Source organism: Brevibacillus sp. HB2.2, assembly GCF_013284275.1.
Lineage (GTDB): Bacteria > Bacillota > Bacilli > Brevibacillales > Brevibacillaceae > Brevibacillus > Brevibacillus brevis_D.
Genome location: NZ_JABSUV010000004.1, coordinates 70,079 through 87,375, shown reverse-complemented (window position 1 = coordinate 87,375; position 17,297 = coordinate 70,079). Strand labels below are relative to the sequence as shown.

Below are 17,297 nucleotides of genomic sequence, written 5' to 3'. Positions count from 1 at the left end.
GGCCCCCCAATTAAATGGATATCGTTTCTGCAGGTTGATAGTTCTTCATAAAATAATCAAAAAATTCTATTTTGTTAAATTGATTTTTATTCGTACTAATAAACACTCCCAGATTCTTTTCTGGCAGCAACCACATGAAGGAGTTATACCCGATTACCTCGCCTGCTTTCGCTAAAATATTTTCATGGACATAATCAGGATGGAATTTCGCAGTGAAGCCATACCCTGTATAAGCCCCTTGTGGGTGAGGCACCGCTTTACTTGCGAACATTTTGCTAATCGAATCTTCATTTAGTACCCTTTCAGTCCCATAAGCGCCTTTGTTTAATAGCGTCAGCATCCATTTTGCCATATCGTCCCCAGTTGAGAGCAGACTGCCATCAGGAGAGTCCGCAGGGCTAAAATCGTACCTTTGAATCGGATCATTTTCCAGATCATAGCCTGTTGCCAACTTTGCCTCCAGCTCTGGCTGCAAAAGAAAACTGCTCCTTCTCATTTCGAGAGGCTTAAATAATTTATCACTGACATAGCGATGGAAGGGAACTCCAGTCACTCTTTCTACTAAATACCCTGCCAGCATAAAAGAGAAATTCTCATTGCAGTATTGTTCCCCAGGTTGATAAATAACTGTTGGCATATAGCGTTGAATGTATTCCTGCAAGGTTACGGACTCACGCTCGCCGTAATGGTAGCTTTGGTCATTTCCCGTAAACGGCTCGTCAAATCCTGCTGTGTAGCTGAGTAAATGCTCAACCGTCAGTGGTCCTTCAACCTTTCTCGGTATTTCCATATCATCTAGATACGGCTGAATATCATCGTTCCATCCAATAAGTCCCTGCTCCACGAGTTGGAAGATGGCTGCGACTGTGACAATTTTGGATATCGAGCCTACCTTCATTACCGTTTCATCCGCACTCATCCGCACTCTTTCGTTTCGATTCGCATATCCATATGCTTTCTTTAGCTGCACTTGACCATGATGGACGACAACTACGACGGCACCAGGAATATCATTCATCCTAGAAGCATCAAAAAATCGGTCTACCACTCCCTCGAAATCTACCGATTCCCCGGGGATTCCGCGGTCAGTACTGTTGTGTATTTTCGTCAAGCAATGTTGAATGATTTCACATAAGCTCTCCTGAAGGCATGCCATTAATTCGTCTATGGTTTCATTTTTATACTGATTCTCACTGTAAGCTACCATAAAATGAAAACGACCATGTAATACAACGCACTCAATATCGATCTTGCATTCTCGGGACTGATCCAGACTCATTGATTCGCCACCAGAAAATGTCGACAATTGGATGTCGCCATCCTCCTCTTTTCGATCCAGATCAAACTGCCCCAAATAATTAAAGCTGACCTCAGGCTTTATGTTGTTCTTTCGGGGATTTGCCGCCAAATATTTCAATATCCCGTAGTGAATCCCTTTGTGAGGAATTTGGCGCACATCCTTTTTCATTTTATGGATGATAGCAGACAGATCCTGTTCGTTGCCAACGTCTACAATCACGGGATATTCACTTGTAAACCATCCCACTGTTCGGTTTATCTCCACATCAGGTAGAATCGATTCCCTGCCGTGCCCTTCCATATTGATGGCGAATCGATCGATATTCGCCCATTTTTTAAAGGCCACCCCGATTGCAGACAACAACAACTCATCAATTTCCGTGTGATAAGCGCGATTGGCCTGTTTCAACAATTCCCTGGTCTGTTGCTCATCCATCACGATTGTTTTTGTCCTGGTTTGCTTCCGAAGAGGTTTCCATTCAACGTAATCGGTTGGCAACGATTGAAGTTCTATCCCCTCGATACGATTCCAATAAGCACGTTCGACCTCGATTCTATCGCTATGGGCATATTCGTTCAGCTTTTGTGCCCACAATTGGTAAGAATCGCTCTTAAGAGGCAGCGTCATCTCCTTGTCTTGAAGGAGCTGTAGATACGCTCGATTGAAATCCTCGATTAGTATTCGCCACGATACCCCATCTACGAGTAAATGGTGAACTGCCATCAGCAGATGATCGCCATTCTCGCATTGGAATAGCCCTAACCGAATAAGTGGACCATCAAAAATATGAAGACGGGATTGTATAGCGGTGCATTGTGCATCCATCACTTGCTGTATATTTGCATCGGTTATATTTCGGTAGTCCCACACTTCCAGACTGTACATGTCGTCGCTTTCGCTGACCCCTCGGTTATAGGCTTGATAGCCCGTCTCCGTTTCGCGGAATACCATGCGTAGAGCATCATGGTGTTGCAGGAGCTTTTCAATTCCTTTGCGAACCAGCCTCTCATCAAACCGGTCTTTTCGATAGAGCATAAAAGATTGGTTATAGTGATGGGGATGCTGATTGTGCTCCTGAAAAAACCAATGCTGAATCGGGGTCAACTGTACAGCACCTTCGATATCTCGCTGATCAATTTTTTGTTTTATCGGTTTCAGTCTTGTACCCAGTTCTGCAATGGTTAGAGATTTAAACAGATCTCTGATCTCCATCTTGTATCCCAAGCCTGACAATTGAGAAGCAACTTGTATGGACTTAATAGAGTCCCCGCCAAGCTCAAAGAAATTATCCAAAATCCCAATCTGCTTCTCATGCAAAACGTCTTGCCATACTGATACCAATATCTTTTCGATCTCTGTTTTCGGTTCAACGAATTCCCTATCACTACGCAGCGTTATGTTGAGTTCTGTTAACGCTTTTCGATCAATCTTTCCATTTGGGGTCACTGGTATTTCATCTAACTGAACAAAATAAGAAGGTACCATGTACGCCGGCAACGTTTTTCGTAGCGCCTCTCTCACCATGCTCGCTTCCACCTCTTGCGCCGCCACATAAAAAGCAACCAGCCTCTTTTGACCTGATTCATCCTCTTTTGGGATAACGACAGCTTCTTGAATATCGCTCGTTTTTAACAATTCCGCTTCGATTTCTTCCAATTCGATGCGATTGCCACGTATCTTGACTTGATTATCGAATCGCCCTAAAAATTCGATATTTCCGCTGGGGAGCCATCGAGCCATATCTCCTGTCTTATACAATTTTTCACCCGAACAAAACGGACTCTGAACAAATTTTTCATTCGTCAAATCTGGTTGCTTGAAATATCCCCTTCCTACTCCCCGTCCACCGATATACAGTTCGCCAGGAATCCCCACAGGCACTACATTGCCGTTCGCATCCAAAATATACATGTTCACTCCTGGCAACGGCTTGCCGATCGGTAAAAACTTGTAATCTTGCTGAGTCTCTTTCTCGTAATAGGAAGCATCAATGGTTGCCTCCGTCACGCCATAGCTGTTAATGATGCGCATAGTGTGGCCGTACCTGTCTACAAGGGTGTGGAATACATGTAGCGGACATTGATCCGATCCAAGGATGAGTATTTTCATAAAATCCATGTTGAGGCCCTTCTCATAAATATCGTTCATGAGAGGGATCAGAAGGACCGGTGTGGATTCAAACAGGTTGATTTCGTGCTTTTCCATTAGCTGATAAATCCGTTCCAAATCAATTCTTGCGTCCGCTGGGCAAATGACCAGCTTTCCGCCGTATAACAGACTCCTTATATAATCTCCAGTAAAAACATCAAAAGCAAAACTCGCCCATTGCAAACATCGGACCGGGAATTCGTCCAGCTTGTATTCTTGCTTCCATGCCTGTGCAAGCGCTTGAAGCTGTTGGTGCTCGATCATGACTCCCTTCGGCTTTCCCGTTGTACCTGATGTATAAATGACATAGGCTAGCTGGTCGAACTGTATGGATAATCCCAAATTTGTATGCTCATGATGATAGGATTCATGGTCATCGAGTACAATTATTTTTTTGTCAAAATCGACTTTCTCTCTTAATGCTTGATGCAGTAGGAAAACTTCCGCTCCCGAATGCTCTAGCATATACCGAATCCGTTCTTCCGGATAATCAGGATCAATCGGAATGTAGGCTCCACCTGCTTTTAAAATCGCCAATACACCGACAATCATCTCAATCGATCTCTCAGCCATGATGCCAACCAATTGATTGGCGCAGACACCCTCCGCTACCAATGTTCGCGCCAGTTGATTCGCCCGTTTATTCAGTGCGGAATAGGACAGCTCTTGCTCTTCAAAAACGACAGCAATGTGATTTGGCGTTCTCGCACTTTGCTCTTCGAACAGTTCAATGATCGTTTTGTTTTCATCCCCGTTGGTAAAATGAACGTCTATAAATCTGCTTACCGCAGCCTGTTTTTCTTCCACGGACAATAACTCTATCTGTTTGAGAAAAATAGTTGGCTGATTCGCTACTTGTTCGATGATGTTATGCAAATATCCAAGCATCCGTTGAACAGTTTCTGGCTGAAATAAATCTGTCCGATATTCAATGCTAAGACTCGCCCCATCTTCTTGATCCAGGCATACAAGCGACAAGTCAAAGTTCGTCATGGAATTATAGGATTCAACTGCCTTCATTTCCAAGCCGCTTATTTTTCTGTCTTCCTCTAATTTTTCAATATACTGGAACATAAAAGAAAAAATAGGGTTGCGGCTCACATCTCGTTCAGGGTTAATTTTCTCCACCATTTTATCGAATGGGTATTCATTATGCGCGTATGACTCCAGCGCCAGTTGTCTGCAAGCCTGAAGCGCTTCAACAAAAGTATGTTTCATATTCACTTCAAGCCTTAAAGGAAGGGTGTTCACAAAAAATCCGATGACTTCTTCGATATCCATGTTGTTTCTTCCCGCTTCCGGAGTACCGATGATAATATCCTGTTGATTGGTCAGCTTGGACAGCCAAATGCCGACAACGGATAAAGTCACCATAAACATGGATGCATCATACTGCTGAGCAATCTCCCGCATACGACCGAAGATATTTTCTGGAAGATGATAAGATTCCACTGCCGAGAAAAATGTTTGGACGGGCTGACGCTGATAGTCTGTAGGCAAGTCCAATACAGGAATTTCTTTTTGGAACGTCTTCAACCAGTACGCTTCTGATTCTGCCAGCTCTCCGTGATTGATAGCATGATTTTGCCAGACTGCATAATCTTTATACTGAATGTGCAGGGCAGGTAATACGGGATCGATCCCTTGCTGCAAGGATTCGTAAATCTGACAGAAATCCTTCAGTAAGATCCCCCATGACCACTGATCGCTGATCATGTGGTGCATGTTCAGCAACAATGTATATTTTTCTTCGGTCACCTTACATAACTTCACGCGAAACAGTGCATCGCTCTCTAAGTCAAAGTACGTCTCCGACTCTTGTTGCATGATCAGTTGAATGGCTTTTTGCTTCGCGGCTTCTGACTGCTTGGAAACGTCAACAAATGAATAGGTAAAATCATGATTCCGCAGCACCTGTTGCACCGGATGTCCGTCTTTTACCAGGAATTTCGTTCGCAGTACCTCATGCCTTTGAACCAAGAGCGAAAATGCCTTATGCAAAATACGCTCCTTCAAGGGTCCCGTTATATGGTAAATCGTCGGCATATTATATGCCGTACTTTGAGGCTCCAGCTGCTGAATAAAAAATAATCTCCGTTGCGCATGTGAAACCGGGTAGTAATCCTTCTCCTCTGCCTTGTGAATTGTCGTTCTCTCCTGACTAGTATGGAGCTGACCACTTGCTGACTCTTCCCTGTGAGCCAGTAAGGAGGATAACTCTCGAATCGTTCGATGCTCGAACAAATCCTTGATCGTAACTTCAATGCCCAACTCTTTTTTCATTCGCAAGCGAACTTGAATGGTTTTCATGGAATGTCCGCCAAGTTGAAAAAAATCATCATCGATCCCCATATCATCTATACTGAGCACTGTACTCCAGATCGCTGCTAACCTTCGCTCCAAATCGTTACGAGGTTCGACATATGCTTCATTCTTGGTTTGAACCGTATCCACTGTTGGCAATGCTTTTTTATCTACTTTTCCGTTTCGATTAAGAGGCATCGCATCGAGGATCATGATACACTCTGGAATCATATATTCCGGCAGAATCGTTTTGAGATATTGCTGGAACTCCTGATCATCCTGTTTTTCATGCAGGACAACATAAGAGACGATTCGATTGTCTCCATTCCTATCTTTGCTTACGACCGCGACACATTGTCTAACGCTCTCATGACGTAAAAGGGCACTTTCTATCTCGCCAAGCTCAATCCGATGTCCGCGTACTTTCACCTGGAAATCGGCACGCGTCACGAATACAAGTCTTCCACTAGGCAAATAACGTCCCAAATCGCCTGTTTTATAAAGTCTTTCTTTTTTCTCTTTCAAAAAGGGATTCTCTGAAAATGCGTGCTCGGTACGTTCGGGATCATTTACGTATCCCCGCCCTACTCCCATCCCGGAAATGTAGATTTCTCCCACACAACCAGTGGGAACCGGACGCATCCATTTGTCCAGCAAATAGTGCTTCATATGGCCGATGGAATTGCCCAACGCAACATACGGATAATCATCATGCTGATAAGAACGATCAATGATTTCATGCATCGTATCATCCGAGCATTCTGTGGCTCCATATGTGTTCACTACAATGCCTTCAGGATACAAGGTCTGCCACTTTTTACACAGTGTTACCGGTAGTCCCTCACCAGTAGAGATCATATATTGCAAGTGTGGCAAGGCTTGTTGTTCCTGAGAGTGAGCCAGCGCAGTGTTGTGCACGGCTTCAATCATTGCAGGAACCATTTGAATCACCGTTACCTTGTCACGGCTTATGGAATGAAACAATAATTCCGGGTCTGTTGCTGTCTCGTTGTCATAAATCACCACTTTGCCCCCTACCATCAGGGGAGCCAGGAATTGCCACACCGATATATCGAAGCAATGGGAAGCATTCTGTACAACAATGCTGTCTTGGCTCAGGACGAGCACATCGATTTTTGCAAAAAGGTGATTCAACATTCCTCTGTGCTCAATCATTGCTCCTTTTGGTATACCGGTAGAACCCGAAGTAAAAAAGACATTTGCCAAATCATCATAGGCATTAATGATCTCAGGATCATTCGTATCCGATGTTTGTAAAGAAGTCTTATCCGGACTTACGCCGTTTCCCTCGTTCAAGCAAAACACGATAGGTTTTTGCGCTACTTCCGATGCCAATGTCATGCTGCGTGACTGATAACTCGCCTCGGTTAGTATAACTTTCGCCTTGCTATTTTCCAGAATCGTAACCAATCGTTGATCAGGGTGGGCGGTATCTAGCGGAACATAGCATCCCCCTGCTTTTAGAACGGCCAGAATGCCAACCAACATATCGATGCTTCTCTCTAATAAAATGGCAGCCAGATCATTTCTACCAAATCCTTCTCTGCGGAGCCAATGAGCCAAACGATTGGAAGTCTCATTCAATTCTCTGTAGGTAATAGAGTGGTTCATATAGACAGCAGCGATAGCATCAGGATTGCGCTTAACCTGTTCTTCTATTATTTGCTGAGCCAGTTGATCCATGTTTCGATGTGACTTCGTAAAATTGCCCATCACGTTCGTCATCATGTTTTGCTCTTCATCCGTCATGGCATTTAGATCGCTGATTTTCATTTCGAAATCCGAGCAAACCTGCTCAAGTATACGGATGTAATGGGACTGTAGCCTTTCCAGATCGCGCTTGGCAGAAGTATGGGGATGAATGAATTGAATTTGTATGGACTGGCCAACCTTCACCATTATTTCGAGCGAGGGAAGGCCACCTCGATAAAGGACGACCGATTCATAATCATCTCCTACACCACTCACTACCGTCACTGTTGTTCCGATTAAAGGATGATCTTCCGGGACTCCAGCATAGTTACGAATCATCTCTTGTGTAATGAACTGATTTTGCTGCAATTCTTCCCAGCTTATCTGAACGATTTTTACAAAATCACACACGTTTTGATTCGCATGTAATGTCATGAAGACTGGCAAACTGTGAGCCAATGGCCCAATAATGGTATCTGCCCCTTCCAGTGACTCAGGTCTCCCAGAGACGGTAACACCAATCGCTACCTTTTCATCCCCGCTATACATATTTAATAACAGCAGCCAAGCAGCCTGAAAGACAGCTTCAATCGAGACGCCTTGTTTGAATGCCATGCTCTTGATTGTTTGGGATAATGGTTCGGAAAGTACAGCATGGCAGCTGGTCTGCTGATTCGCTTCCTTTTGTGCACCCTGACCCTGTACTGGATAAAAAACTGACTCGTTATCATTGTGATTGATTTTATCTATCCAATAGCTTTTCGTTCTGGAGCCATCTTGACTTGACTCCCAGATAAAATAGTCTTTGAATGATGTTCGATGCTTATTAGATGAATAATTGCCCTTTGCTCTCTTTAGCCATTCCTCCAGAAGAAGCCCGCGACTGACATCGTCCATACACAATGTATGATTGGTCCAAATGATAACCGTTTGATTTTCCTCCATCTGCATTACAGATAGTCGGATCAATGGACCTTCCTCAAAGGTAATAGGCTCCTGATGGGACGCCCTCTCAAGAAGATACCTTTGCTCCTGTTGTTCAGGAGATAATCCTCGCAGGTCGTGCCAGTCAATAGAAATCGGGAATTGCTTTAAAACCACTTGTACATGTTTATTTTTTAGTTTACGAAAAACCGTTCGCATTAGCGGCGTCTCACTGACTAATTCATTCCACGCTTCTTGAGCTCTTTCCCTTTCGATAGGCTGTTTGATCAGATAGCGCACCGTTGTTATCATGTCTTGGCGTAAGAATTGCTTCTGCACCTTCGAAAGCTCAATTACTTCCCCTACATTTTCTTTTGTTAAATGTTGCAAGCCCGTGCACCTCTTTCACTAAAGGAATAGTTGCTCATAATCATCATTGGAAAGAAATTGGCTGTTTAGATGACTGACTAGTTCACGGATTCGTTGATGCGGCTGGGCTATCACACTTTGCAATACGTATTCATATTGGGATAACATTCTTTGTGCGGTCTCCCCCTTGAGTACATTTGCATGATAGGTAATGGTTCCATGCAGTTGACCTTGTGACTCGTGGATGCGGAATTGAAAATCAATCGTGGATTGTGGTTCTTCCTCGTTCATTTCAAACAAAATTTGCGGCTCAGGTTGTCCATGTAGCAACAATTCCAAGCCGTCTTTATATTGATAGGCTTCTTTTACCTGGCGCTGTACTTGCAGAACTAGCTCAGAAAAAAGTGGATTTCCTGATAAATCCGTTCGTAGCAATAGGAAGGAAATTCCTTGTTGCTGATCACAATCCGCCCGAAATGCTAGGGCTATATCCTCCTTCTCGCTTTCAGCATGCAAAAGTACCAAAAATGTACTCATGAAAATCTCAAACGATGAGCTGTCCCAAGATTGGGCCAGACGGGATATTTGAGTCGACAGCAACCCTGTTATTTCAAACTTCTCCCGTTCGAACACAGTGGAATCGCTAGAAAGACTGCTTCCATCCTCAGGCAATATTTTAAAGGATGGCAAATTGACAAAGTTCTTCGTCCAGTAGTCTTTTTTCGCTTGGCTTTTTAGCATCAGGATATTTTCGCTATCATTTTTCAAAAGAAATAGACTGGTGGCTTCAAAATCGGCAATCCATTGGACGACCGTTTCTTCATTCAAAATATCCGTATTGTATTCAAATCCTGCCAATATGTCCTGTTGGTTGTCCTTTTCAACCACAAAACATAAATCATACTGGGATATATTTTTATGAATAGGATAAGAACTGATTGTTAAGTCATTGCTTTGAAACGTATTTTGGGCATTGCCCACAAAATAGGCCCCATCTTGCTTAATCGCTTTTTGATGGACAAAAGCGGTTGAAAAAAATGACGAATATTTTTTATCGCGATCATAATCCAGCTCTCCTGCTATCAGAGAAAATGGGTAGTTTTGATACTGGGAGCATAATGACAACTCTTCTTGAACAAGTCGGGCTAACTCTTTAAATGAACAATTCTTCGGGATTTTGATTCGGAGTGGCAGCATTACAAGACATGGTCCCATGATGGAATAAAACTCCTTTTGGGGCCTGCCAAATCTAGGTACACCGATAGTAATGTCATCTTGGCCTGAAATACGAGAAAGAAAAGCAAGGAAGAGAGACAAATAAATAACATCCGTTTGATAGTGATGATTTTTACGGTAAGCTATCATCTCATCGCGAAGCTCGTGTTTGCACGTAAAGAAAGAAATCCCGCCTTTAAACGACGGAGTACTGGGACGAGTTTTATCCATCGGCAACTCTAGCCTCTTAAGAGGTCCGCCCAGCTTCTTTTTCCAAAAAGCTCTCGCTTCCTCTCCTTCTTGGCTAGCTAAATAATTCAGTTCCCACTCAACAAAATCCGCATAATGATGTGTGGACGGTTGTATCACAAGCTCTTGATCTGCTATCAACTGTTGATAGATCATCGTAAATTCATCGAGCATGAGCGAAACACTCCACCCATCTGAGCAGATGTGGTGGTACTTAAAGCTTAGAATGCTGCCCATCTCTTTATAATCCAGCAATCTGCAACTGAATAACGGCCCCTCGTCCAACTGAAACGACTTGCTCAGTTCCTGATTCAGAAATGCTCGAATCGTCTTGTCGTCCCAGTCCTCAGAAGCCACATGCTCAAAATCCAATATAGGCTCGCTGTAGACTTTTTGGATGGGCTCGTCTTCTAACACAAAAATGGACCGATTGATTTCATGACGCTTCACGATCTCGGTAAGCGTACGTATCGTCATCGTTACATCTAGTCGCTGCTCGAATCTGAAAAGAAACTGCTCATGATAAAAAGCACTTGTCGGGTGTACCAAATAGTGAATAAAGTAATCTTTTTGTGTTTCAGACAGAGCGATTGTTTTGATAAAGGTTCTCTGATCCATTCATGATCACCCCGATACTTTACTGCGTAATGGTTGGGCATGCGGCTTTCACCAGCATGCCCGAACAAGCAATCAAGCCGTTAGCTGAACAGTTCATTGAAATCGTATTCTTCCGCCAATTTCAATTGAGATAAACGCTGCATTGGATTTTCAGTCATTTGGCATAGGATGTACTCGATTTGACTCATAAACGTATCCATGGCATTCCTGCTAAATACATCCGCATTATACTGTGCAGTAAATGTGAGCTGGTCATGATTCGTGGACAAAAATAACATCATATCCAATTGATCATCTTTTATAAAATGGCTTCCTTCATATGATTTGACCATCGTTTCATCCAGGAAACGATTTAACGGACAATACCTGTAGATAATGCCGTTTAATTCAATTAAACTATTCGAGGCTTGTTGTCCAATAAAAACAACGGAATACAAATTCTTCTTCAGGCCCTTCGCGGCTAGTTGATCCTCTACGACCATATTGTACGGATACTCTTGATTCTCATACGCCGCATACGCCGTTTCTCTCGTTCTCTTCAACATTTCCAAAACGGTTGGGTTGCCGGACAAATCTGTGCGCATGGCAACGGGATTGATAAGAGGACCAATAATTCCTTCGAGGTCCGTCTGGGTACGGCCAGATAAAGTAGATCCGACAGTAATGATCGTTTGGTCCGTAATGAGCGAAAGCCAAATATTTAACGCCGTAAGCATGGTCGTATACACGGTACCGCCGGCCATTCGAGTCAATTCTGATAGCGACTGCACTGTCGTTGGTTCAATGGGAAGCGACGTTACATTTGAAATCTGGTTGTCGTGAGTGAATGGATGTGCATCTCTCGGTATGAGCGGTGCAGCGACATTTTGTTGCAGTTGTTTTAACCAATAGTCCCGCTGCCGATTCAATTCTCCCTTTTGTAACCGCGCCTGCTGCCACAAGGTGTAATCAATATAATCCAGCGGTTTGGAAAACGGACGATGCCCCCCGCTATTTTCTTGTTGATACACGTCCGCCAAATCATTCATAAACACATCTAACGACCAGCCATCAAATCCAATATGATGAGTGCCCAAGAGGAAAAAGTGCTTCGTTGGTGCGACTCGATATAACCTCATCCGAAAGAAAGACTCTCGGGAAAAATCAAATGGCTTGTACAAGTCAGATTCCAAATCCATTTTGATACGTTGCTCGCCTTCCGTAACAGATAAGGAAGACAAGTCCGCATACTCGTTATCCGCCTTCAGGTCATCATGCACTTTTTGATACAATTGCCCTTCCTTTTCTATGATCGTCGTACGCATAATTCTGTGCCGTTCAAACATGAGACCCATAGATTTGTACAGAACCTGACTATCAACAGGGCCCTCAACTTCAAAGAGGTACACCCCTCCCACTGCTTCCTGGTCACTGAATTTTGCATGGAACCATTGTCTTCTTTGGCCGTGGGATACTTCAAATAATGACTGACCCGGCTGATCCTCTACTCGTGAAACTTCATGAATACGGGTGTTCGACTCGCTGCCTTGCTTGATCTCAGCTATCCGGGCTGCTAGAGCTTCGATCGTCGTAAACTCAAATATGGTTCGCAAGGGGATGTCCATTCCCAGAACCGCTCTCATACGGGATATCACTTGGGTTGCCAATAAGGAATGCCCACCTATATCAAAGAAGGAGTCCTTGATACTAATCTGATTCATCTGCAAGATATTGCACCAGATGGAGTGGATAAGCTCCTCAGGAATCGTACGTGGTGCAGCGATGGAGGAGTCGGATGGTTTCATCACGGGTAATTCCAGTGCGTTGCGATTAATTTTTCCGCTTGTTGTTTTCGGGATGCTGTCCAGCTTTGTGAAATAGGTCGGAATCATATAAGCAGGTAATTGCCCCTTCAGGAAGGTGCGCCAATCGTTTATATCCCCTTCGCCCACGATATACGCAGCCAGCTCTGTAGAACCCCTGTCGTTTTGAACGGAAATTACGGCTGCTTCACGAATGGACGGAAATCTGCTTAATGTCGACTCAATCTCCCCTAGTTCAACCCTGATTCCTCTTATCTTGATTTGATTATCTTGTCTGCCAACAAATTTGATATTTCCGGAAGGCAAGTAATATCCTTTGTCTCCGGTTCGATACATTCTTTCCCCTACTACAAATGGATTCTCTATGAAAGCTTCCTTGGTTTTTTCGGGATTGTATAAATAACCTCTTGCTAGTCCCAGACCACCGATATAAAGGTCGCCTATGACACCAATCGGAACCGGGTTTAAATTTTTGTCCAGAATGTATATTCTGTTGTTGTCAATCGGCTTTCCTACACTGACACAGTCCTTCCCAAACGCGTCTTCGGGTGAGCAGGTATAAATGGTAGAGTCAATTGAGACCTCTGTTGCCCCCCAAGTATTATGGAGCTTGGCGTTCAATTTCCGATAGAACTTGCCTACTGTTTCCGGTAATAGCGCTTCTCCACTGGAGATAACATTTTTTAATGTCCCCAATTTTGCTGCATCATCAGGTGTAAGGGCATCGACAAACATGCTGAGCATGCTCGGCACAAATTGAATGCATGCCACCTGATACTGAATAGCTGCCTGAATAATTGCCTCTGGATCTCGATGCAACCACGGCTCCATCAGTGAGATCCGACCGCCTACAGACAACGGCCAGAAAAACTCAACAGCTGCATCATCGAATGTTAGTGTTGTTTTTTGCAGGACGGACTCCCCTTGCTCCAAGCCATGTTGGCGCTGCATCCATAGCATTCGATTAACCCATCCGACATGGAGGTTTTCCACCCCTTTCGGAATGCCCGTCGATCCTGATGTGTAATAAATTGAAACCAAATCCGTCGGTTTTACGGTTTGCTCCGGCAATCCCTCAGGCATGCTTGCTATCTTTTCCTTGTCTACCTCTAGCTCTATGCATTGAACATGCGTCGCTTGCTCGAACAGATGCCTGAATTCCTGTTCTGTTATGCAAATATTCGTTTTTGAGCTTTCCAGCAAATGAGCCATCCTTGCTTCCGGCAGCTCGGTATCTAAGGGAATAAATGCTCCGCCTGCCTTTACGATGCCGAGAATCGATATGACAAGTTCAAGGGAGCGATTCATGCATAGCCCGACAGGTGTATTGGATAGAACCCCGAGCGTAATCAAATAATGCGCCAGCTGGTTAGAACGCCTGTCCAGTTCCCGATAGGTTATCGCTTCACTGCCCATTTCGGCAGCGATTCGATCCGGAGTCTTTTTTGCCTGTTCGATGAACAAATCATGCAAGCATGTATTCTCCGGAACAGTTGCTTCTGTCCGATTCCAATCCCCTACGATTTTGTGACGCTCATCCTTGGGTAACAATTCGAGCGATGCAATCGGAGCGTCCGGTGCATTCACCAGTTCTTGCAGCCAATTTTCGAAATGAACAGCCATTCTTCCTATGGTTGCTTGGTCAAATAAATCCGTGTTATAGATCATGTTCATGATCAGACCAGCTTCAGACTCACCCATGGACAACTCGATATCAAATTTTGAAACGTTATGACGAACGGGCATGATTTCCAACGCTCCGGCAGACGATTGGTAAACATTCGATGACAATTCAGCCCACGTGAACATGGTCTGAAAAACCGGGGAGTAGCTTGTATTGCGTTCAAGCTGAAGCGTCTCTACGATTTTTTCAAATGGGACTTCTTGGTTTTCCTGTGCCAGAAGGGCTTTTTCTTTTACGCGAGCAAGCAGTTGTCTGAAGGTAGGACCGTCTTGAAAACTTGCCCGATATACGAGCGTGTTTACGAAGAATCCAATTAATCCCTCAATTTCTTTTACATTTCGATTCGCTACAGGGCTCCCCACCAAAATATCCGACTGTCCGGTATATCTGGACAAAAAGCTTTGATATGCTGCCAACAGGGTCATAAATAAAGTCGCATTCTCTTGCCGGCTTACGGTTTTCAATTTCTCAAGCAACGTCGATGGCAGCACGGTTTTATGCATACTTCCTGCATAACCTTGAATCGCAGGTCTAGGCCGATCAATTGGCAATTGCAAGACGGGAAGCTCTCCAGACAGTTCCGCTTTCCAATAATCTAGCTGTAGATCTATCGCATCGTCCGACAGCCATTCACGCTGCCATACAGAGAAATCGGCATATTGAATCGGTAGGGCAGCAAACTCCGCACGACTTCCACCCTGTGCCTCCTCATAGAAGGCCAGCCATTCTTTCAATAAAATTTCCTCAGACCATCCGTCCGTAATGATATGGTGCATGGTACACAGCAGAACGGACTCTTCTTCCCCTAATGCAATCAATTTTGCCTGAATCAAGGGGCCTCGATGCAAATCAAACCTGATGCTTGCTTCCTGCTCAATACAGTCGTTGAGTTGGTCTTCTTGCGAGGCCTTGGTTCGTTCTCTCAGATCGATGACAGGCAAGGGTGTAAACTGATATGGTTGGACAGCCTGGAAAGGTTGACCATTTTCATTCGGAAAAACTGTACGCAATATTTCATGGCGAGAAAGCAGCGCATTCCATCCTTTTTCCAGCGCACTTGCATTCCACGGTCCAGTCAAACGCCAAATATGAGGAACGTTGTAAGCTGTACTATCCGGTTCCAATTGATGCAAAAACCATAAACGCTGCTGTGCATGAGATAATGGGAACTTTTCTGTATGCGGCGCTTTCGTAATCGTTGGTATCCGCTCTCTTTTTCCATTCTGACTGAGCTCCATTATTCTTGTATGTAAACTCGCGATCGTCGGACATTCAAACAAGATTCGCAACGGTATAGACAGCTGGAAAGCGTCCTCCATGCGGGATATGAGCTGTGTCGCAAGCAGAGAGTGACCGCCTAAATCAAAAAAGGAGGAGTGGATACTAACTCGTTCCACTTTTAAAGTCTCACTCCAAATGGATGCTATCCGACTCTCTGTCGCGGTACGTGGTGCAACAAATTCCTCCTCCATCATGACGGTTTCTGGCAATGGCAACGCCTTTCGGTCCACTTTTCCTTGCGTGGTAAGTGGAAATGCTTCCATTTTCACAAAATAGGACGGAACCATGAAAGGAGGCAATTGCGTACTTGCATACTTTTTCCACTGTTCGACTTCTCCATCTCCAGCCATATAGGCGATGAGCCTTTTATCGTCAGCTCCATATTCCTGTGCAATGACGATGGCTTCCCTGACGTCTTCCGGCTGATTCAAGACGGTCTCAATCTCGCCCAGTTCGATACGGTACCCTCTTATTTTTACTTGGTTGTCTTTTCGTCCGATAAATTCAAGTCCTCGATCAGGCACATATTTCACCATGTCACCCGTCTTGTATAAGATAGCTTCCGGGTCTGGATCAAAGGGATGTTTAATAAATTTCTCTTGATTAATCTCGGGTCGATTCCAATATCCCAGAGCCAGTCCCTTGCCCCCCACGTACATTTCCCCTACAAGACCAACAGGCACAAGCTTTTGCTTGTCGTTTAAGATATACACTTCTGTGTCATTGATAGGGCGACCGATCGAAACGGAGTGTTGGATGGCGCTTCTATCTGTTACTGGATAAAAGGTGGCAAATGTCGTGGTTTCCGTAGGACCATAGCAATTGATCAATAACGTATCAGACAAGTTGTCTACTACCTTTTGAGCGTGCTTGGGGGACATAATATCCCCACCCACCAGCAATTGACGTAACCCTTTTACATCCTCGAGATGGAAATCAATCAGTTGATGAAAGACTCCTGCTGTTAACAATAATGTACTGACTCGATAATCACGCAATACCTGCCCCATCTCGCCAAGATCAAGCTCCTTGTATGGAAAAACAACGAGCTTCGCTCCATTTAGCAAGCTGCCCCATACCTCGAAGGTGGATGCATCAAATGAAATCGACGCCATATGCAGCATAGTTTCTTCTGCCGTAAGCGATACATAAGATACATGTTTAACGAGCCGGATCACGCCGCGATGAGGAATGAGTACCCCTTTCGGATTTCCTGTCGAGCCGGAAGTATACATCAAATACGCAAGGCTTTCTGGAGCGGCATGCTGCTCCAAATTCGCATCTGATTCCATGCTAATCGCTAGTTGGTCACACTCAGGGCATACGACCTTCAAGCCTTCTGGCAGCCGCGATACCAAGCTTTCTTGTGCGAGTACTATCGTAATGCCTGCGTCTTGCAGCATATAATGGATTCGCTGCTCAGGGTAGGCAGGATCAAGCGGGACATAAGCCCCGCCAGCCTTTAAAATCGCTACCATACTGATGATCATTTCGAACGAACGATCCATATACAAGCCGACTTTGCTTTCCGTCCCTACCCCACACTTTTTCAAATAATTTGCCAGCTTGTTGGCCCTGCTATTCAGCTCTTGATAAGTGAGTGAGGCATCCTTCCATAGCAAAGCGATGTTGTCAGGATGAAGTTCAACCTGCTCCTCAAAGAATGCAGTGATGGAATTGTTCATACAGC

3 protein-coding genes are annotated in these 17,297 nt (G+C 44.4%); all 3 read right to left on the bottom strand.

Going from position 1 to position 17,297, the window contains the following annotated elements; all coding sequences use genetic code 11:
• Positions 1-10 precede the first annotated feature (10 nt).
• A complete protein-coding gene (locus HP401_RS04035) occupies positions 11-8,779 on the bottom strand; it encodes a non-ribosomal peptide synthetase (RefSeq protein ID WP_173604157.1) in 8,769 nt (2,922 codons plus the stop codon).
• Between the two features lie 18 nt (positions 8,780-8,797).
• Entirely contained in the window at positions 8,798-10,840 is a 2,043-nt protein-coding gene (locus HP401_RS04030; RefSeq protein WP_173604156.1) for a condensation domain-containing protein, read from the bottom strand.
• 80 nt (positions 10,841-10,920) lie between these two features.
• Positions 10,921-17,292: a non-ribosomal peptide synthetase gene (locus HP401_RS04025; protein ID WP_173604155.1), complete on the bottom strand. Its 6,372-nt coding sequence runs from the start codon at positions 17,290-17,292 to the stop codon at positions 10,921-10,923.
• Positions 17,293-17,297: the final 5 nt, after the last annotated feature.

Bases quoted from the DNA above. Each gene is read 5' to 3' on its own strand.
- HP401_RS04030 (WP_173604156.1), bottom strand. From the start codon at position 10,840: ATGGATCAGAGAACCTTTATCAAAACAATCGCTCTGTCTGAAACACAA.
- HP401_RS04025 (WP_173604155.1), bottom strand. From the start codon at position 17,292: ATGAACAATTCCATCACTGCATTCTTTGAGGAGCAGGTTGAACTTCAT.